At 54.0% G+C, this 17785-nt stretch carries 21 protein-coding genes; 15 read left to right on the top strand and 6 right to left on the bottom strand.

Annotation, left to right across the window (positions count from 1 at the left end; genetic code table 11):
• Positions 1-2: 2 nt before the first annotated feature.
• From mlaD to murA, 5 genes are all read left to right on the top strand, one after another.
• Entirely contained in the window at positions 3-551 is a 549-nt protein-coding gene (gene mlaD / locus RY075_RS20560; protein WP_003861847.1) for an outer membrane lipid asymmetry maintenance protein MlaD, read from the top strand.
• An 18-nt stretch (positions 552-569) separates the two neighbouring features.
• Positions 570-1205, top strand: coding sequence for a phospholipid-binding protein MlaC (mlaC, locus tag RY075_RS20555; protein ID WP_003861845.1), 636 nt, complete (start codon positions 570-572; stop codon positions 1203-1205).
• Positions 1205-1498, top strand: coding sequence for a lipid asymmetry maintenance protein MlaB (mlaB, locus tag RY075_RS20550; protein ID WP_003861843.1), 294 nt, complete (start codon positions 1205-1207; stop codon positions 1496-1498). Before mlaC ends, mlaB begins: the two co-directional genes overlap by 1 nt.
• A gap of 126 nt (positions 1499-1624) precedes the next feature.
• Entirely contained in the window at positions 1625-1879 is a 255-nt protein-coding gene (gene ibaG, locus RY075_RS20545; protein WP_003861840.1) for a BolA family iron metabolism protein IbaG, read from the top strand.
• 50 nt (positions 1880-1929) lie between these two features.
• Entirely contained in the window at positions 1930-3189 is a 1260-nt protein-coding gene (gene murA, locus RY075_RS20540; RefSeq protein ID WP_006812128.1) for a UDP-N-acetylglucosamine 1-carboxyvinyltransferase, read from the top strand.
• A 63-nt stretch (positions 3190-3252) separates the two neighbouring features.
• Here the strand turns inward: murA and sfsB are convergent, their stop codons facing one another.
• Together sfsB and ispB are read right to left on the bottom strand one after the other, a co-directional pair.
• A complete protein-coding gene (sfsB, locus tag RY075_RS20535) occupies positions 3253-3540 on the bottom strand; it encodes a DNA-binding transcriptional regulator SfsB (RefSeq protein WP_017382732.1) in 288 nt (95 codons plus the stop codon).
• Between the two features lie 228 nt (positions 3541-3768).
• Positions 3769-4740 (bottom strand): octaprenyl diphosphate synthase, encoded by a 972-nt coding sequence (ispB, locus tag RY075_RS20530; RefSeq protein WP_003861833.1) that lies wholly within the window; start codon positions 4738-4740, stop codon positions 3769-3771.
• Positions 4741-4997: 257 nt separating this feature from the next.
• On the opposite strand from ispB, the gene rplU reads away from it, so the two are divergent.
• The 4 genes from rplU (at position 4998) to cgtA (ending at position 7838) form a co-directional block, all read left to right on the top strand.
• Positions 4998-5309: a 50S ribosomal protein L21 gene (gene rplU, locus RY075_RS20525; RefSeq protein ID WP_003025032.1), complete on the top strand. Its 312-nt coding sequence runs from the start codon at positions 4998-5000 to the stop codon at positions 5307-5309.
• Between the two features lie 19 nt (positions 5310-5328).
• Positions 5329-5586, top strand: a complete 258-nt coding sequence (rpmA, locus tag RY075_RS20520; RefSeq protein WP_003861831.1) for a 50S ribosomal protein L27 — start codon at positions 5329-5331, stop codon at positions 5584-5586.
• A 95-nt stretch (positions 5587-5681) separates the two neighbouring features.
• Positions 5682-6647, top strand: a complete 966-nt coding sequence (locus RY075_RS20515) for a DMT family transporter (protein WP_003861826.1) — start codon at positions 5682-5684, stop codon at positions 6645-6647.
• Between the two features lie 15 nt (positions 6648-6662).
• Positions 6663-7838: an Obg family GTPase CgtA gene (gene cgtA, locus RY075_RS20510; protein WP_003861823.1), complete on the top strand. Its 1176-nt coding sequence runs from the start codon at positions 6663-6665 to the stop codon at positions 7836-7838.
• A 33-nt stretch (positions 7839-7871) separates the two neighbouring features.
• Here cgtA and pmrB read toward each other — a convergent pair whose 3' ends face one another.
• The 3 genes from pmrB to dacB are packed head-to-tail and all read right to left on the bottom strand — an operon-like array spanning position 7872 to position 11010.
• Positions 7872-8915 (bottom strand): two-component system sensor histidine kinase PmrB, encoded by a 1044-nt coding sequence (gene pmrB / locus RY075_RS20505; RefSeq protein ID WP_003861821.1) that lies wholly within the window; start codon positions 8913-8915, stop codon positions 7872-7874.
• Positions 8912-9574 carry a two-component system response regulator PmrA gene (gene pmrA / locus RY075_RS20500; protein ID WP_003861819.1) on the bottom strand — a complete coding sequence of 221 codons (663 nt, stop codon included), beginning with the start codon at positions 9572-9574 and terminating at the stop codon, positions 8912-8914. The genes pmrB and pmrA overlap by 4 nt, the downstream gene beginning before the upstream one ends.
• A gap of 2 nt (positions 9575-9576) precedes the next feature.
• Positions 9577-11010 carry a serine-type D-Ala-D-Ala carboxypeptidase gene (gene dacB / locus RY075_RS20495; protein ID WP_003861817.1) on the bottom strand — a complete coding sequence of 478 codons (1434 nt, stop codon included), beginning with the start codon at positions 11008-11010 and terminating at the stop codon, positions 9577-9579.
• A 228-nt stretch (positions 11011-11238) separates the two neighbouring features.
• Between dacB and greA the strand changes: the two genes are divergently transcribed.
• Positions 11239-11715, top strand: a complete 477-nt coding sequence (gene greA / locus RY075_RS20490) for a transcription elongation factor GreA (protein WP_003861815.1) — start codon at positions 11239-11241, stop codon at positions 11713-11715.
• A gap of 151 nt (positions 11716-11866) precedes the next feature.
• Here the strand turns inward: greA and yhbY are convergent, their stop codons facing one another.
• Positions 11867-12160: a ribosome assembly RNA-binding protein YhbY gene (gene yhbY / locus RY075_RS20485; RefSeq protein WP_003861814.1), complete on the bottom strand. Its 294-nt coding sequence runs from the start codon at positions 12158-12160 to the stop codon at positions 11867-11869.
• Positions 12161-12287: 127 nt separating this feature from the next.
• Here yhbY and rlmE point away from each other — a divergent pair, with 127 nt between their 5' ends.
• The 5 genes from rlmE (at position 12288) to secG (ending at position 17783) form a co-directional block, all read left to right on the top strand.
• The gene (gene rlmE / locus RY075_RS20480; RefSeq protein ID WP_003861812.1) at positions 12288-12914 is read left to right on the top strand and encodes a 23S rRNA (uridine(2552)-2'-O)-methyltransferase RlmE; all 627 of its coding nucleotides are present in this window, start codon (positions 12288-12290) and stop codon (positions 12912-12914) included.
• 102 nt (positions 12915-13016) lie between these two features.
• Complete coding sequence (gene ftsH, locus RY075_RS20475; protein WP_003861810.1) at positions 13017-14951, top strand: ATP-dependent zinc metalloprotease FtsH; 1935 nt, start codon at positions 13017-13019, stop codon at positions 14949-14951.
• A 98-nt stretch (positions 14952-15049) separates the two neighbouring features.
• Positions 15050-15898 (top strand): dihydropteroate synthase, encoded by an 849-nt coding sequence (gene folP, locus RY075_RS20470; protein ID WP_003861807.1) that lies wholly within the window; start codon positions 15050-15052, stop codon positions 15896-15898.
• Positions 15891-17228 (top strand): phosphoglucosamine mutase, encoded by a 1338-nt coding sequence (gene glmM / locus RY075_RS20465; protein WP_003861804.1) that lies wholly within the window; start codon positions 15891-15893, stop codon positions 17226-17228. The genes folP and glmM overlap by 8 nt, the downstream gene beginning before the upstream one ends.
• A gap of 222 nt (positions 17229-17450) precedes the next feature.
• Positions 17451-17783, top strand: coding sequence for a preprotein translocase subunit SecG (gene secG / locus RY075_RS20460; protein ID WP_003861803.1), 333 nt, complete (start codon positions 17451-17453; stop codon positions 17781-17783).
• The last annotated feature ends 2 nt before the right edge of the window (positions 17784-17785 follow it).

Here is a 17785-nt window from a genome sequence, read left to right as displayed (position 1 = left end):
TCATGCAAACGAGAAAAAATGAAATTTGGGTTGGCGTGTTTCTGCTTCTGGCGCTGCTGGCCGCGCTGTTCATCTGCCTGCGAGCGGCGGACATCACCTCTGTTCGCGCCGAGCCGACGTACCGTATCTACGCGACTTTCGATAACATCGGCGGCCTGAAAGCGCGCTCACCGGTGCGTATTGGTGGCGTCGTTATCGGACGTGTCGCCGACATTACGCTTGATGAGAAAACCTATCTGCCACGCGTGGCGATGGATATCGAAGAGCGCTATAACCACATTCCGGACACCAGCTCGCTTTCTATCCGCACCTCTGGCCTGCTGGGGGAGCAATATCTGGCCCTTAACGTTGGTTTTGAAGATCCTGAGCTGGGAACGACTATCCTTAAAGACGGTAGCGTAATCCAGGATACCAAGTCAGCGATGGTGCTGGAAGATATGATTGGTCAGTTCCTTTACAACAGTAAAGGGGATGATAAAAAGTCTGACGATGCCCCTGCGCAGAGTGAAGACCACACCAACGTCGAACCGACGCCAGGCGCGACGAATTAATTTCAGGAGAAGTTATTCATGTTTAAACGACTGTTAATGGTTGCCATGCTGGTCATTGCCCCTCTTACCGCGGCGCACGCTGCGGATCAGAGTAACCCGTACAAACTGATGAATGAGGCCGCGAAGAAAACCTTCGACCGTCTTAAAAACGAACAGCCAAAAATCCGTTCTAACCCTGATTATCTACGTGATGTGGTGGATCAGGAGCTGCTGCCGTATGTGCAGATCAAGTACGCGGGTGCACTGGTGCTGGGCCGTTACTACAAAGACGCGACCCCGGCGCAGCGCGAGGCTTACTTTGCGGCGTTCCGTGAATACCTGAAACAGGCTTACGGCCAGGCGCTGGCGATGTATCACGGGCAGACCTATCAGATTGCCCCTGAACAACCGCTGGGCGATGCCACTATCATTCCTATTCGCGTGACGATTATCGATCCAAACGGTCGTCCACCGGTTCGTCTGGACTTCCAGTGGCGTAAAAACAGTCAGACCGGAAACTGGCAGGCGTACGACATGATCGCTGAAGGCGTCAGCATGATCACCACTAAACAGAACGAGTGGAGCGATCTGCTGCGCACTAAAGGCATTGATGGCCTGACGGCTCAGCTTCAGTCCATCTCTCGTCAGAAAATTACCCTGGACGAGAAGAAGTAATGTCACAGCAGCTTAGCTGGGCGCGTGACGGCGAGACGTTGACGCTGACGGGAGAGCTGGATCAGGATCTGCTTAACCCGCTGTGGGACGCTCGCCATAACGCGATGCAGGGCGTGACGCTGATTGATCTCCATGGCGTCACGCGGGTAGATACCGCCGGTATCGCCCTGCTGGCGCACCTGGTGGCCACGGGCAAAAAGCAGGGGAGTAGCGTCACCCTGACGGGGGTAAGCGATAACGTGATTACCCTTGCACAGCTTTACAATTTGCCCGAAGACGTATTACCTCGCTAATTTTTTCAGTACGTTACTTCTGAAAGCCCCGACAGTTTACGCGTCGGGGCTTTTTGCTTGTTTAAGACCGCGCCACTTTGCTCTAAGATGTTGAGCTTGTTTTCACTATCAGATGATGTAGACCCCATGGAAAATAATGAAATCCAGACTGTGCTGATGAATGCACTCTCCCTTCAGGAAGCCCACGTCTCTGGCGATGGCAGTCACTTCCAGGTTATTGCTGTGGGTGAGATGTTCGACGGAATGAGTCGCGTGAAGAAACAGCAGGCTGTGTACGCGCCGCTGATGGAATACATTGCGGATAACCGCATCCACGCCCTGTCGATTAAAGCGTTCACCCCACAGGAGTGGGCACGCGATCGCAAACTAAACGGTTTTTGAGCTGAGGGCGAAACGCCCGCAGCACGGTTGAATTTATAAGAGAGCAAACGATGGATAAATTTCGTGTACAGGGACCTACGCGTCTCCAGGGCGAAGTCACAATTTCTGGCGCTAAAAACGCCGCGCTGCCCATTCTTTTCGCTGCGCTGCTCGCAGAAGAGCCGGTAGAGATCCAGAACGTACCGAAGCTGAAAGATATCGACACGACCATGAAGTTGCTCGGCCAGTTGGGCACCAAAGTGGAGCGTAACGGTTCCGTCTGGATCGATGCCAGCAACGTGAACAACTTCTCAGCGCCGTATGAGCTGGTGAAAACCATGCGTGCGTCCATCTGGGCGCTTGGTCCGCTGGTGGCGCGCTTCGGTCAGGGACAGGTTTCACTGCCGGGCGGATGCGCTATCGGCGCGCGTCCCGTTGACCTGCATATCTTCGGGCTGGAAAAACTCGGCGCGGAGATCAAGCTGGAAGAGGGTTACGTTAAAGCATCCGTCAATGGTCGTCTGAAAGGCGCGCACATTGTCATGGACAAAGTGAGCGTGGGCGCAACGGTCACCATCATGTCGGCTGCTACGCTGGCAGAAGGCACTACCATCATCGAAAACGCCGCCCGTGAGCCGGAGATCGTGGATACCGCGAACTTCCTGGTCGCGCTGGGAGCGAAGATCAGCGGGCAGGGCACAGACCGTATCACCATCGAAGGCGTTGAACGTCTGGGTGGCGGTGTGTATCGCGTACTGCCAGACCGTATCGAAACCGGCACTTTCCTGGTGGCCGCGGCCATTTCTGGCGGTAAGATTGTCTGCCGTAACGCCCAGCCGGATACCCTGGATGCGGTGCTGGCGAAGCTGCGCGATGCGGGTGCGGACATTGAAATCGGTGAAGACTGGATCAGCCTGGATATGCACGGGCAGCGTCCTAAAGCCGTTAACGTGCGTACTGCGCCACATCCGGCATTCCCGACGGATATGCAGGCACAGTTCACGCTGTTGAACCTGGTGGCCGAAGGCACGGGCTTCATCACGGAAACCATCTTCGAAAACCGTTTCATGCACGTACCGGAACTGATCCGTATGGGTGCGCATGCTGAGATTGAAAGCAACACGGTAATTTGCCACGGCGTTGAAAAACTGTCCGGTGCGCAGGTGATGGCGACCGATCTGCGCGCATCTGCGAGCCTCGTACTGGCAGGTTGTATTGCGGAAGGGACTACCGTTGTCGATCGTATCTACCACATCGATCGTGGTTACGAGCGTATTGAGGATAAACTGCGCGCGCTGGGTGCAAATATCGAGCGTGTGAAGGGCGAGTAATCATTCCGGCACCCCCCTGCCAGAACAGGCCGGGGGATTGCTGTTCTTGTCAATTCTGGTGCATCAGTCCTGATGCGCTTTCTTCGTTTTGCTCTGGCGCATCATGCGCGTTCTGTCGATAAATTCATGGGTGATGGGATCGTGGTAGCGTGACGGCCATATCACCCACGGATGCGTATCCAGCGCCGTCGCGATAATCAGTTCCCCCTTCGGCCATGGGCGGGTCAGGGCGTTTGCCAGCGTCGACGAGCTCAGCCCATGACGACGTGATTCGGCAGCCAGCGAAGTTCCTTTTTTACGCAGTGCCGCAATAATGTCAGCAGAATGCCAGTCGATGAATTTTGTATCCATAATGCTGTCCTTGTGTTCGTTATCGTCCACGTCGTTTCGTGTGAAAAGACAGCATTACTATACTCACTTCGAACATCTGTTCTAAAAAGTTCATGTTACGAGAAGCAATATTCAGAATAAGGCACGGCTTTATACATACGGCCTGTAACCCGATGGGCTTACGCGTAAATGTAATTTACTGGAGCGTACTGGAGTCTCCCTGCGTAGGGGCAGGGAGATGATGAGGGATTAACGGTCGCGCTGGACGGCGATGTGCGCGAGGCCGATTAGCGCATCACGCCATGGGCTGTCGGGAATGACCTGAATAGCGGCGATGGCTTTGTCCGCTTCTTCTTCAGCGCGCTGACGCGTCCATTCCAGGGAGCCGCAGATTGCCATTGTTTCCAGTACCGGTTCCAGAAGATGGCGTCCATTTCCCTGCTCGATAGCCTCCCGGATCATTTTCGCCTGCTCTGGTGTACCATTGCGCATCGCGTGGAGCAGCGGCAGCGTTGGCTTGCCTTCGTTCAGGTCATCGCCGACGTTTTTACCGAGCGTTTCGCCATCCGCGCTGTAGTCCAGCAAATCATCAATCAACTGGAACGCGGTGCCGAGGTAACGGCCATAGTCCTGAAGGCCTTTTTCCTCCGCTTCGCTACAGCCAGCCAGAATGCCAGAGCACTGCGCGGCGGCTTCGAACAGACGTGCGGTCTTGCTGTAAATCACCCGCATATAGTTTTCTTCGGTGATGTCCGGGTCGTTGACGTTCATCAGCTGTAGGACTTCACCTTCAGCGATAACGTTCACGGCTTCTGACATCACTTCCAGCACCTTCAGCGAGCCAAGGCTGGTCATCATCTGGAAGGCTCGGGTATAGATAAAATCGCCTACCAGAACGCTTGCCGCATTACCAAACGCGGCGTTGGCGGTGGCTTTGCCACGACGCATGTCTGATTCATCCACAACATCGTCGTGAAGAAGGGTGGCGGTGTGGATAAATTCGATCAGCGCCGCGATCGTGACATGGGCATTTCCCTGATAGCCAACCGCGCGTGCGGCCAGAATGGCAATCATCGGACGAATACGTTTACCGCCGCCGCTGACGATGTAATAGCCCAACTGATTGATCAGCTGAACGTCAGAGTTGAGTTGCTCCAGGATTGCTGCATTCACACCCGCCATATCTTGCGCGGTTAACTCATTGATTTTTTCTAAATTCATCGCAAAAGCCGGGCTTTTTATCCTGTTTATCCCACACGAGATGGGTACACAAAGGGTTTCGGTTTATAAATAGTATTGCTGATTGTACTGAAAAAACGGCTCAGATAAACGTTACCGTACGTGTTGTGTTTTTTTTCTTCATGTATTGATGGTAGCACTTGTCAAAGGCTCGCGTTTTGCGTAATATTCGCGCCCTATTGTGAATATTTATAGCGCACTCTGAATCATACGAGGATGTGCGCGGAAGCGGAGTTTATATGTACGCGGTTTTCCAAAGTGGTGGTAAACAACACCGAGTAAGCGAAGGTCAGACCGTTCGCCTGGAAAAGCTGGACATCGCAACTGGCGAATCTGTTGAGTTCGCTGAAGTTCTGATGATCGCAAACGGTGAAGAAGTCAAAATCGGCGTTCCTTTCGTTGATGGCGGCGTTATCAAAGCTGAAGTTGTTGCTCACGGTCGTGGCGAGAAAGTTAAAATCGTTAAGTTTCGTCGTCGTAAACACTATCGTAAGCAGCAGGGCCACCGTCAGTGGTTCACTGATGTGAAAATTACTGGCATCAGCGCCTAAGACCTGAGGAGAGATTTAAATGGCACATAAAAAGGCTGGCGGCTCCACACGTAACGGTCGCGATTCAGAAGCTAAACGCCTGGGCGTTAAGCGTTTCGGTGGCGAATCCGTTCTGGCGGGTAGCATCATCGTTCGTCAGCGTGGCACCAAGTTCCACGCGGGTACCAACGTAGGTTGCGGTCGTGACCACACTCTGTTTGCTAAAGCAGACGGTAAAGTGAAATTTGAAGTTAAAGGCCCGAACAACCGTAAATACATCAGCATCGTTGCTGAGTAAGGTTTTCTCGGTCCGGTAACGGATTAAAGCCCCGCAACGTGTTGCGGGGCTTTTTACATTGGAAACCCGGAAAATTTTCTGTAGGGAAAACGGGCATGAAGCAGCAGGCCGGCATTGGTATTCTTTTGGCGCTCACTACCGCAATGTGCTGGGGTGCGCTGCCAATTGCAATGAAGCAGGTACTGGAAGTCATGGAGCCACCGACGGTGGTGTTTTATCGCTTCCTGATGGCAAGCATAGGCCTGGGCGCCATTCTGGCCGTCAAAGGTAAGCTGCCACCGCTGCGCATCTTTCGAAAACCGCGTTGGCTGGTGTTACTGGCTATCGCGACGGGCGGTCTGTTCGGTAACTTCATTCTGTTCAGCTCTTCCCTGCAATATCTTAGCCCTACAGCGTCGCAGGTGATTGGTCAGCTTTCACCGGTCGGCATGATGGTCGCCAGCGTATTCATCCTCAAGGAGAAGATGCGCGGCACGCAGATCATCGGGGCAAGTATGCTGCTTTGCGGGCTGGTGATGTTCTTTAACACCAGCCTGATTGAGATTTTTACCCGCCTGACGGATTACACCTGGGGTGTCATTTTTGGGGTGGGCGCAGCAACGGTCTGGGTGAGTTATGGCGTCGCGCAAAAGGTGTTATTGCGCCGTCTTGCCTCACAGCAGATCCTCTTTTTGCTGTACACTTTGTGTACACTGGCATTATTGCCTTTAGCGAAGCCGGGTGTAATTACCCAGCTCAGCGACTGGCAACTGGCGTGCCTCATTTTTTGTGGGCTGAATACGCTGGTCGGTTATGGCGCGCTGGCTGAAGCCATGGCGCGCTGGCAGGCAGCACAGGTGAGCGCCTTAATCACGCTTACCCCGCTGTTTACGCTGTTATTTTCAGATTTATTATCAATGGCCTGGCCCGATGTCTTCGTCAAGCCGATGCTCAACCTGTTGGGTTATCTCGGTGCGTTTGTCGTGGTTGCGGGCGCGATGTATTCCGCCATTGGTCATCGTCTCTGGGGGCGTTGGCGCAAAAATGAAGCGGTTGTAATAGTCCCCCGCTCAGGCGAATGAGTTACGGAGAGTAAAATGAAGTTTGTTGATGAAGCGACGATTCTGGTCGTGGCAGGTGATGGCGGTAACGGTTGTGTAAGCTTCCGCCGTGAAAAATATATTCCTCGTGGCGGTCCTGATGGCGGTGACGGTGGGGACGGTGGCGACGTGTGGCTGGAGGCGGATGAAAACCTCAACACGCTGATCGACTACCGTTTCGAAAAATCTTTCCGCGCCGAGCGTGGCCAGAACGGCCAGAGCCGCGACTGTACCGGTAAACGCGGTAAAGACGTGACGATCAAAGTGCCGGTGGGTACGCGTGTCATCGATCAGGGTACGGGCGAAACCATGGGTGATATGACCAAACACGGTCAGCGCCTGATGGTGGCGAAAGGCGGCTGGCACGGTCTGGGTAACAGCCGTTTCAAATCTTCCGTTAACCGTACCCCGCGTCAGAAAACCATGGGTACCCCGGGTGATAAGCGCGACCTGCAACTGGAACTGATGCTGCTGGCGGATGTGGGGATGCTGGGCATGCCAAACGCCGGTAAATCGACGTTTATCCGTGCGGTCTCTGCGGCGAAACCAAAAGTGGCAGATTATCCGTTTACGACGCTGGTACCGAGCCTGGGCGTTGTCCGTATGGATAACGAGAAGAGCTTCGTGGTCGCTGACATCCCGGGTCTGATTGAAGGGGCTGCAGAAGGCGCCGGTCTGGGTATTCGCTTCCTGAAGCACCTTGAGCGTTGCCGCGTACTGTTGCACCTCATCGACATCGATCCAATCGACGGTTCCGATCCGGTTGAAAACGCTCGTATCATTATCGGCGAGCTGGAGAAATACAGTGAAAAACTGGCGCAAAAACCGCGCTGGCTGGTATTCAACAAGATCGACCTGATGGACAAAGCGGAAGCTGAAGCGAAAGCTAAAGCGATTGCCGAAGCGATGGGTTGGGAAGATAAGTACTATCTGATCTCTGCCGCCAGCCAGGTTGGCGTGAAAGATCTCTGCTGGGATGTGATGACCTTTATCATCGAGAATCCGGTTGTTCAGGCAGAAGAGGCGAAACAGCCTGAAAAAGTCGAATTCATGTGGGATGACTACCACCGCCAGCAGCTCGAAGAGCTGGAAGCGGAAGAAGATGATGAAGACTGGGACGATGACTGGGATGAAGACGACGAAGAAGGCGTCGAGTTCATCTACAAGCACTAACCCCTGTATAAAGCCCCTTAACGGGGCTTTTTTTTATCCTATTTTCGTCGGTAACCAACAGCTGGCGATGAGGCCGCCCTCAGCGCCGTTCTCCAGCGTTAAATGACCATGATGGAGCTGTACGATACGCTGTACGATGCTCAGCCCAAGGCCGCTGCCGCCGTAGCGCTGGTCGAGACGTCGGAAAGGTTCGGTGATCGACTGGCGGTGCGCCTCATCAATACCCGGCCCCTGATCGGTAACGCTCACCCGGGTACCCCCCTCCGTCGCTGTTAATGCCACTTCAATGGTTGTGCCTGCCGGGCTGTAACGGGCGGCATTCTCCAGAAGGTTCCTTAGCATCAGACGTAACAGGACGGCGTCCCCCTGTACCGTCAGCGTGCTGTGGGCCGGCCATAATACCGTATGCTCTTTGGCTTCATGCTCCAGGCTAAGCGGAGCAATGATCGACTCAGTCCAGTTCACGGTATCGTAATGGCCGCTGGCCATCGCCTGTCCGGCACGCGCCAGCATCAGCAGCTGTTCCACCGTGTGCATCAGCTGATCGATCCGGTTTATCAGTGGCGTGGCCTGCGGGGAACCGGACTGAGCCATCAGTTCCAGATGGAGCCTAATCCCCGCCAGCGGCGTACGTAACTCGTGTGCCGCATCGGCGGTAAACAGGCGTTCCTGTTGAATAGTGTGGTCCAGCCGGGCGAGGAGTTGGTTGAGGGACGTGGTTACTGCGCCTATCTCTTCCATATCAGAATACATCGGCAGGGGAGTCAGATTATCCGCCGAACGGTTCGCAAGGCTGGCGCGAAGTTTGTTGAGTGGTCGGGTGATCCATGTGACTGCCCAGAATGAGAAGAGCAGGGTAAAACCGACCATCACCAGTGAAGGGACCAGCAGGGAGGCAATGGCTTCGCGGATCTCTTTTTCGACATGGTTGTTGCGTGCTTTAGCGGACAACGTTTCGTTCACCAGAAAACCGATCTGCTCGCGGCTCTCATGCCACAGCCAGACTACGCTAATGAGTTGAAAAAATAGCAGAATAACCGCCAGCAACACCATTAATCGCCGGCGCATACTGTTCATTTCTGGCTCTCCAGACGGTAACCCACGCCGCGTACGGTTTTGATGCGATCTTTACCGAGCTTGCGGCGCAGATTATGAATATGAACTTCAAGCGTGTTTGATCCTGGATCGTCCTGCCAGGAGTAGATGTCCTGTTGCAGCGTTTCACGGTGCACGGTCTGCCCGCTGCGCATGATCAGGCGCGTCAGCAGAGCGAACTCTTTTGGGGTCACTTCCACAGGCTGAGACTGGCGCAGCACCTGCTGAGTTTGCAGATTGAGGGTAATATCCCCGTCCGTCAGCAGGTTGTCGCTGTGGCCCTGATAGCGGCGGATCAACGCCCGTACGCGAGCCTGTAGCTCGGCAAGGGCGAAGGGTTTTACCAGATAATCGTCAGCGCCAGAATCAAGCCCGTTAATTCTGTCTTCAATGGCATCGCGGGCGGTGAGAATCAATACGGGATTCTCCACTCCGCGACGACGCCACTGGCAGAGCAGCGTCGCGCCGTCTTTATCCGGCAGTCCCAAATCCAGGATCACCAGGCTGTATTCACCGCTCTGGATCAGGGCATCTGCTTCAGCGGCCGTGGCGGCACAATCCAGGGCGTAGCCCTCATTGCCCAGCGCCAGCGCTAACCCTTCCTGCAATAACAGATCGTCTTCAACTATCAGTAGTTTCATCGCTAGTTATTCTGGTAGATGTCCTTATAGAGCCTGCTTTCGAAACGTACCAGTGGAATACGGCGATTGCGCTGGTCAGCCGGTTCGACGGCATAGCCGGAAAGATACTGCACAAATGCCATGCGTTGTCCGCTGGCGGTCGTGATGAAACCGGCAAGGTTGTAAACGCCTTGCAGGGAACCCGTTTTGGCTGAAACTTTGCCATCCACGCCCGCAGCGTGAAGGCCCGCGCGGTACTGAAGAGAGCCGTCGTGTCCGGCAAGCGGCAGCATCGTAATAAAGTTTAGCTCAGCGTCATGCTGAGCAATGTACTGCAACACCTGCATCATGGTGGCCGGCGAGATCAGGTTATGACGCGATAAACCGGAACCATCAACGGCGATCGTATTGCCCAGATCGATACCCGCCTGCTGGCGCAGGATCTGACGTACGGCATCAGAACCGGCCCGCCAGGTGCCCGGCACACCAAAGCGCGCGTGCCCGATCATGCGGAACACCGTGTCGGCAATCATGTTATCCGACTTTTTCAGCATAATCTTAAGCAAATCATGCAGTGGCGCGGACTGTTTGCTGGCAATCACCGTGCCTGGCTCATTCACCTGCGTCTGGCGCAGCAGCGTTCCGGTGTAGGTTATGCCCGCCTGCTTCAGTTCATCTTTAAAAATGGCACCGGCATAACCTGCGCCATCCTGAATGGCAAAGGCCAGCGGGAGTGGATCGGCCCGCTGGGTCAGGCAGCCGGTGAGCGTATAGCGGTTGAGATCGCCCGGTACCACGTCCAGCTCGCAATACTGTGCCTCCGGGGAGCCTTTCGCCAGCGTCCGCACCTGGCTGAACATCGTGACCGGGTAGTAAGACGCCACGCGGATAAACGCTAAGTCATTTGGTTTTGGCGCGCTGTAAAGCGATACGGAGAAGCAGTTACGGTCAACGATGGCGGCGGCTGGCGGGGCGCTAAAACACTGCGTCATGTCGTTCCATGGCCAGCCAGGCGCTTTATCGTGGCTGGCGAAAATGGAGGTGTCGATCAGCACGTTGCCATCAATTTTTGTTACGCCGGATTTTTTCAGTACCGCCACCATGTTGCGGACATCCTGGCGCTTAAAGGTGGGATCGCCACCAAAACGGGCGATAAGATCGCCTTTCAGTTCGCCACCCTCAACGTTACCTCTGGTTTCAAGGGTGGTAGTAAAACGGAAGTCAGGCCCGAGCTGGAGCAGAGCGGCGAGGGCGGTGATCACCTTCTGGGTACTGGCAGGCAGCGCCATCTGTTGACTGTGATAGTCAATCTCGGGAGCCTGCGCGCCAACCTTCTGCACCATCAGGGCAAGGTTCGCGCCGGCGGGCAGTTGATTAATGTACTCATCAACATTCGCGGCCTGAACGGTGAACGTTATACTGGTAGTCAATCCGATGATAAAACTGGAAAATCGCATAATCTCGCGCTAACAACCCGAAAACAAACCGTCATACTACGGTGCATGGCACTGTAAAGTAAACGATGACCCATAGTGAACTTCGCGGTAAAATGCGTATCAAATTGAAAAATTGCTGCTGACCTGGGGCGTTGCTCCCGGGTCGGTTTTCTTTTTGCTTCTGGCCTGTTCAGGTGGGCTGGAGCAGGGAACACTGCTCCCAACAGGAATGTTTAAGAGGTATAACAAATGCAAGCTATTCCGATGACCTTACGTGGTGCCGAAAAACTGCGCGAAGAGCTGGATTTTCTGAAATCCGTGCGTCGCCCTGAAATCATCGCCGCTATCGCGGAAGCGCGTGAGCATGGCGACCTGAAAGAGAATGCTGAATACCACGCGGCGCGTGAGCAGCAGGGTTTCTGTGAAGGGCGTATTAAAGATATCGAAGCAAAATTGTCCAATGCACAGGTTATCGATATCACCAAAATGCCGAATAATGGCCGTGTGATTTTTGGTTCAACCGTTACCGTGCTGAACCTGGACAACGACGAAGAGCAGACCTATCGCATCGTGGGTGATGATGAAGCTGACTTCAAACAGAACCTGATTTCGGTAAACTCGCCAATTGCTCGTGGCCTGATTGGCAAAGAGCAGGACGATGTGGTCACCATCCGCACCCCTGGTGGTGAAGTGGAATACGAAATTATTAAGGTTGAATATCTGTAATTCGCTTCTCTACTAAGATGTTGATACATTGTAAAGAAAAGAAAAAGGCCGCTTAGCGGCCTTTTATCAACTCAAGGAGCATGGCATTTTGCTCGCCTGCTGAAAGAAATCCCTCGTTTCACACAGAAAATGTGTTCGATTCAGGATATCCTTAACGTGGCAGCGAGATTTTGCGCTCTTTAGATGGGCGATAGAGCACCAGCGTTTTACCGATGACCTGTACATTACAGGCGCCGGTTTCGCGCACGATGGCTTCCACGATCAGGTTTTTTGTGTCTCTGTCTTCAGAGGCGATTTTCACCTTGATCAGCTCGTGGTGTTCCAGCGCTTGTTCAATCTCGGCAAGCACCCCTTCGGTCAAACCATTGTTGCCAAGCATCACTACAGGCTTGAGCGGATGTGCCAGACCTTTAAGGTGCTGTTTTTGTTTAGTACTCAGATTCATCGTATATTTTTGCTTACGTTGGGATTGAAAACGGTTCATTCTACCGCCATCTCCCTAATATCGCCAAATAGCTGCGTAGAAATTTACGTCACAGGCAAGCAACGATGAACCAGGACGGAAATGTTAAATGACAGGTAAAAAGCGTTCTGCCAGCTCCAGCCGCTGGCTTCAGGAACACTTTAGCGATAAATATGTTCAACAGGCGCAGAAAAAGGGGTTGCGTTCCCGCGCCTGGTTTAAACTTGATGAAATACAGCAAAGTGACAAACTTTTTAAACCGGGAATGACGGTGGTCGACCTCGGTGCGGCACCTGGCGGGTGGTCCCAGTATGCGGTTACGCAGATCGGCGGAACGGGCCGAATCATCGCATGCGATCTTTTACCAATGGATCCCATCGTCGGTGTCGACTTCCTTCAGGGCGACTTTCGTGATGAATTAGTGCTTAAAGCATTACTTGATCGTGTAGGTGACAGTAAGGTCCAGGTTGTCATGTCGGATATGGCGCCAAATATGTGTGGAACACCGGCGGTGGATATCCCCCGCGCCATGTATCTGGTGGAACTAGCGTTAGAAATGTGTCGTGATGTACTAGCGCCTGGTGGTAGTTTTGTTGTGAAGGTGTTTCAGGGCGAAGGTTTCGAGGAGTATCTTAAGGAAATTCGCTCCCTGTTTGCGAAGGTTAAAGTTCGTAAGCCGGACTCTTCCCGGGCCCGTTCCCGTGAAGTGTATATTGTAGCGACCGGGCGAAAATGATAACCGGGAGATTTCAGACGAAAGTTTGAATGAAACTGGATATAGAGTATCCTGACGCTGTTTTTAACACAGTTGTAATATGAGGTTAATCCCTTGAGTGACATGGCGAAAAACCTAATACTCTGGCTGGTCATTGCCGTTGTGCTGATGTCAGTATTCCAGAGCTTTGGGCCCAGCGAGTCGAATGGCCGCAAGGTGGATTATTCTACCTTCCTGCAAGAGGTCAATCAGGACCAGGTTCGCGAAGCGCGTATCAACGGACGTGAGATCAACGTTACCAAGAAAGATAGTAACCGTTACACGACTTACATCCCGGTGAACGATCCTAAGCTGCTTGATAACCTTCTGACCAAAAACGTCAAAGTGGTAGGCGAGCCGCCGGAAGAACCAAGCCTGCTGGCTTCTATCTTCATTTCCTGGTTCCCGATGCTGCTTCTTATCGGCGTCTGGATCTTCTTTATGCGCCAGATGCAGGGCGGTGGTGGCAAAGGTGCCATGTCGTTCGGTAAGAGCAAGGCGCGTATGCTGACGGAAGACCAGATCAAGACCACGTTTGCTGACGTAGCAGGTTGTGACGAAGCAAAAGAAGAGGTGGGTGAACTGGTTGAATACCTACGCGAGCCGAGCCGTTTCCAGAAACTGGGCGGTAAGATCCCGAAAGGCGTCCTGATGGTCGGCCCTCCGGGTACCGGTAAAACCCTGCTGGCAAAAGCCATCGCGGGTGAAGCGAAGGTGCCGTTCTTTACTATTTCAGGTTCTGACTTCGTTGAAATGTTCGTGGGTGTCGGTGCATCTCGTGTGCGTGACATGTTCGAGCAGGCTAAGAAGGCAGCACCGTGCATCATCTTCATCGATGAAATCGACGCCGTAGGCCGCCAGCGTGGCGCAGGCCTGGGTGGTGGTCACGATGAACGTGAGCAGACGCTGAACCAGATGCTGGTTGAGATGGACGGCTTCGAAGGTAACGAAGGTATCATCGTTATCGCGGCAACTAACCGTCCGGACGTACTTGACCCTGCGCTGCTGCGTCCAGGCCGTTTCGACCGCCAGGTTGTGGTCGGTCTGCCGGATGTTCGCGGTCGTGAACAGATTCTGAAAGTGCATATGCGTCGCGTACCGCTGGCGCCAGATATCGACGCGGCAATCATCGCGCGTGGTACTCCAGGCTTCTCCGGTGCGGATCTGGCTAACCTGGTCAACGAGGCAGCCCTGTTTGCCGCTCGCGGTAACAAGCGCGTGGTGTCCATGGTGGAGTTCGAGAAAGCGAAAGACAAAATCATGATGGGTGCGGAACGTCGCTCCATGGTGATGACGGAAGCGCAGAAAGAGTCCACGGCATATCACGAAGCGGGCCACGCGATTATCGGTCGTCTGGTGCCGGAACACGATCCGGTACACAAGGTGACGATTATTCCGCGCGGTCGTGCGCTGGGTGTGACCTTCTTCCTGCCTGAAGGCGACGCGATCAGCGCCAGCCGTCAGAAGCTGGAAAGCCAGATTTCAACCCTGTACGGCGGTCGTCTGGCTGAAGAGATTATCTACGGTGCGGAACATGTTTCCACCGGTGCGTCGAACGATATTAAAGTGGCGACAAACCTGGCGCGTAACATGGTGACTCAGTGGGGCTTCTCCGACAAACTCGGTCCGCTGCTGTATGCAGAGGAAGAGGGCGAGGTGTTCCTGGGCCGCTCCGTGGCAAAAGCGAAACATATGTCCGATGAAACGGCACGTATCATCGACCAGGAAGTGAAAGCGCTGATTGAACGTAACTACGCTCGCGCCCGTCAGATCCTGAACGACAATATGGACATCCTGCATTCGATGAAAGATGCGCTCATGAAATATGAGACCATCGATGCACCACAGATTGACGACCTGATGGCGCGCCGCGAAGTGCGTCCGCCGGCAGGCTGGGAAGACCCAGGCGCGTCTAACAATTCTGACAACAATGGCACCCCGCGTGCGCCGCGTCCGGTCGATGAACCGCGTACGCCAAACCCGGGCAACACCATGTCAGAGCAGTTAGGCGACAAGTAAGTCACTGCTGTTGAAGCGTTTGTCTGTATCTCAAACCCTGGAGCTTGCTCCGGGGTTTTTCTTATCTGTTTAACCACATTAATCCCAGGGACTTCACCATGAAACTATTCGCCCAGGACTCGCATCTCGACCTTTCACATCCCCATGTGATGGGGATCCTGAATGTCACGCCTGATTCCTTCTCTGACGGCGGCACGCATAATTCGCTTATCGACGCGGTTAAACACGCGAATTTAATGATTAACGCGGGTGCCACCATCATTGACGTTGGAGGGGAGTCAACGCGGCCTGGCGCGGCGGAGGTTTCGGTGGAAGAAGAGCTGGCGCGCGTGGTGCCGGTGGTGGAGGCTATCGCCCGGCGCTTTGAAGTGTGGATCTCTGTTGATACCTCCAAACCCGAAGTGATCCGTGAAGTGGCGAGAGTGGGCGCTCACATTATCAATGATATCCGCTCGCTGACCGAGCCGGGCGCGATTGAAGCCGCCGCAGAAACCGGGCTACCGGTGTGTCTGATGCATATGCAGGGCCAGCCTAAGACAATGCAGGAGGCGCCAAAATATGAAGACGTGTTTGCCGACGTCACCCGCTTCTTTATTGAGCATATCGAACGCTGTGAACGTGCGGGTATCGCAAAAGAGAAATTGCTGCTCGACCCGGGCTTCGGTTTCGGTAAAAATCTCTCACACAATTACGCGTTGCTTGCGCGCTTATCAGAGTTTCATCAGTTCGGCCTGCCACTGCTGGTGGGAATGTCGAGAAAATCGATGATTGGTCAGTTGTTGAATGTCGGGCCGAGCGAACGTCTGAGCGGCAGTCTGGCCTGCGCGGTGATTGCCGCGATGCAAGGTGCACACATCATTCGCGTCCATGACGTAAAAGAAACAGTAGAAGCCATGCGTGTGGTGGAAGCCACACTGGCAGCGAAGGAAAACAAACGCTATGAGTAATCGTAAATATTTTGGTACCGATGGCATCCGTGGGCGCGTAGGCGATGCGCCAATTACCCCTGACTTTGTCCTGAAGCTGGGCTGGGCAGCGGGGAAAGTGCTGGCGCGTCATGGCTCCCGTAAGATCATTATTGGGAAAGATACCCGTATTTCGGGTTATATGCTGGAATCCGCGCTGGAAGCCGGGCTGGCGGCGGCGGGGCTTTCAGCTTCCTTTACGGGGCCAATGCCGACTCCTGCTGTTGCCTATCTGACCCGCACCTTCCGTGCGGAAGCGGGCATCGTCATTTCCGCTTCCCATAACCCGTTCTATGACAACGGTATCAAATTCTTCTCCATCGACGGCACTAAACTGCCGGATGACGTGGAAGAGGCGATTGAAGCGGAAATGGAAAAAGAGATCACCTGTGTTGACTCCGCTGAGCTGGGTAAAGCCAACCGTATTGTCGATGCCGCAGGCCGCTACATTGAATTCTGCAAAGGCACTTTCCCTAATGAACTGAGCCTGGCACACCTCAAAATTGTGGTGGACTGTGCAAACGGTGCGACTTACCACATTGCGCCGAATGTGTTCCGCGAGCTGGGTGCGAAAGTGATCACTATCGGCTGCGAGCCGGACGGTCTGAACATCAACGAAGAAGTTGGCGCGACAGACGTGCGTGCCTTGCAAGCGCGTGTCCTGGCTGAAAAGGCCGATCTGGGTATTGCCCTGGATGGCGATGGTGACCGTGTGATCATGGTTGATCACGAAGGTAACAAGGTCGATGGCGATCAGATCCTCTACATCATTGCGCGTGAAGGCCTGCGTCAGGGGCAACTGCGCGGTGGCGCGGTGGGCACTTTGATGAGCAATATGGGTCTGGAACTGGCGCTGAAACAGCTGGGCATCCCGTTTGTTCGTGCGAAGGTGGGTGACCGCTACGTGCTGGAAAAACTCCAGGAGAAAGGCTGGCGTATTGGCGCGGAAAACTCCGGCCACGTGATCCTGCTCGATAAAACCACCACCGGTGACGGCATTGTGGCGGCGCTTCAGGTTGTTGCCGCGATGGCGCGTAACCATATGAGCCTGCACGATCTGTGCAGCGGCATGAAAATGTTCCCGCAGATCCTGGTCAACGTGCGTTTCACCGCGGGTAAAGGTGACCCGCTGGAAAATGATAACGTGAAAGCGGTGATGGCAGAGGTGGAAGCGACGCTTGGCAGCCGTGGGCGCGTCCTGCTGCGTAAGTCGGGTACCGAGCCGCTGATCCGCGTGATGGTGGAAGGCGAAGACGAAGCGCAGGTGACTGAATTTGCGCACCGCATTGCGGATGCAGTCAAAGCTGCATAATCTTTCAGAATAAGTGTTTAAAAAGGCGGCGTTTGCCGCCTTTGTTTTAAACAATTAATGGCTTTTTGCTGTTTTTTTCCGCAGTTGATACAATGCCTCGAAAATGCCCTTGCGAAGGTGATTCGCTTTGGTTAGTATTCACACCCGCTTCAGTGGGAAACAAAATCCTGCTAATTGGTCGAAGCATTGGTATGCGGCAAATCCGCAAGGAACAGGTTGATTATGTACGAAGCTCTTTTAGTTATTTTCCTTATTGTAGCCATCGCTCTCGTAGCGCTGATTATGCTACAGCAAGGTAAAGGCGCTGATATGGGAGCCTCCTTCGGAGCAGGCGCTTCCGGTACGCTGTTCGGTTCAAGTGGTTCTGCGAACTTCATGACCCGCACGACGGCGATTCTGGCTACGCTGTTCTTCATTATCAGCCTGGTGCTGGGCAATATCAACAGCAACAAGACCAGTAAAGGAAGCGAGTGGGAAAATCTGAGCGCGCCAGCAAAAACTGAGCAAACTCAGCCAGCTGCACCGGCTAAGCCAACCAGCGATATCCCGCAGTAAGT

Origin of the sequence: Enterobacter sp. JJBC, from assembly GCF_036936505.1 — a bacterium.
In the GTDB taxonomy this organism is placed as follows: domain Bacteria; phylum Pseudomonadota; class Gammaproteobacteria; order Enterobacterales; family Enterobacteriaceae; genus Enterobacter; species Enterobacter hormaechei_C.
Note: the sequence above shows the minus strand (reverse complement) of the source record. Positions and strands in the feature narration are given on the sequence as shown.

Bases quoted from the DNA above. Each gene is read 5' to 3' on its own strand.
- secG (WP_003861803.1), top strand. From the start codon at position 17,451: ATGTACGAAGCTCTTTTAGTTATTTTCCTTATTGTAGCCATCGCTCTC.
- mlaB (WP_003861843.1), top strand. From the start codon at position 1,205: ATGTCACAGCAGCTTAGCTGGGCGCGTGACGGCGAGACGTTGACGCTG.
- ispB (WP_003861833.1), bottom strand. From the start codon at position 4,740: ATGAATTTAGAAAAAATCAATGAGTTAACCGCGCAAGATATGGCGGGT.
- RY075_RS20515 (WP_003861826.1), top strand. From the start codon at position 5,682: ATGAAGCAGCAGGCCGGCATTGGTATTCTTTTGGCGCTCACTACCGCA.
- dacB (WP_003861817.1), bottom strand. From the start codon at position 11,010: ATGCGATTTTCCAGTTTTATCATCGGATTGACTACCAGTATAACGTTC.
- pmrA (WP_003861819.1), bottom strand. From the start codon at position 9,574: ATGAAACTACTGATAGTTGAAGACGATCTGTTATTGCAGGAAGGGTTA.
- folP (WP_003861807.1), top strand. From the start codon at position 15,050: ATGAAACTATTCGCCCAGGACTCGCATCTCGACCTTTCACATCCCCAT.
- mlaC (WP_003861845.1), top strand. From the start codon at position 570: ATGTTTAAACGACTGTTAATGGTTGCCATGCTGGTCATTGCCCCTCTT.
- rpmA (WP_003861831.1), top strand. From the start codon at position 5,329: ATGGCACATAAAAAGGCTGGCGGCTCCACACGTAACGGTCGCGATTCA.
- ftsH (WP_003861810.1), top strand. From the start codon at position 13,017: ATGGCGAAAAACCTAATACTCTGGCTGGTCATTGCCGTTGTGCTGATG.
- murA (WP_006812128.1), top strand. From the start codon at position 1,930: ATGGATAAATTTCGTGTACAGGGACCTACGCGTCTCCAGGGCGAAGTC.
- rlmE (WP_003861812.1), top strand. From the start codon at position 12,288: ATGACAGGTAAAAAGCGTTCTGCCAGCTCCAGCCGCTGGCTTCAGGAA.
- mlaD (WP_003861847.1), top strand. From the start codon at position 3: ATGCAAACGAGAAAAAATGAAATTTGGGTTGGCGTGTTTCTGCTTCTG.
- glmM (WP_003861804.1), top strand. From the start codon at position 15,891: ATGAGTAATCGTAAATATTTTGGTACCGATGGCATCCGTGGGCGCGTA.
- ibaG (WP_003861840.1), top strand. From the start codon at position 1,625: ATGGAAAATAATGAAATCCAGACTGTGCTGATGAATGCACTCTCCCTT.
- sfsB (WP_017382732.1), bottom strand. From the start codon at position 3,540: ATGGATACAAAATTCATCGACTGGCATTCTGCTGACATTATTGCGGCA.
- pmrB (WP_003861821.1), bottom strand. From the start codon at position 8,915: ATGAACAGTATGCGCCGGCGATTAATGGTGTTGCTGGCGGTTATTCTG.
- greA (WP_003861815.1), top strand. From the start codon at position 11,239: ATGCAAGCTATTCCGATGACCTTACGTGGTGCCGAAAAACTGCGCGAA.
- yhbY (WP_003861814.1), bottom strand. From the start codon at position 12,160: ATGAATCTGAGTACTAAACAAAAACAGCACCTTAAAGGTCTGGCACAT.
- cgtA (WP_003861823.1), top strand. From the start codon at position 6,663: ATGAAGTTTGTTGATGAAGCGACGATTCTGGTCGTGGCAGGTGATGGC.
- rplU (WP_003025032.1), top strand. From the start codon at position 4,998: ATGTACGCGGTTTTCCAAAGTGGTGGTAAACAACACCGAGTAAGCGAA.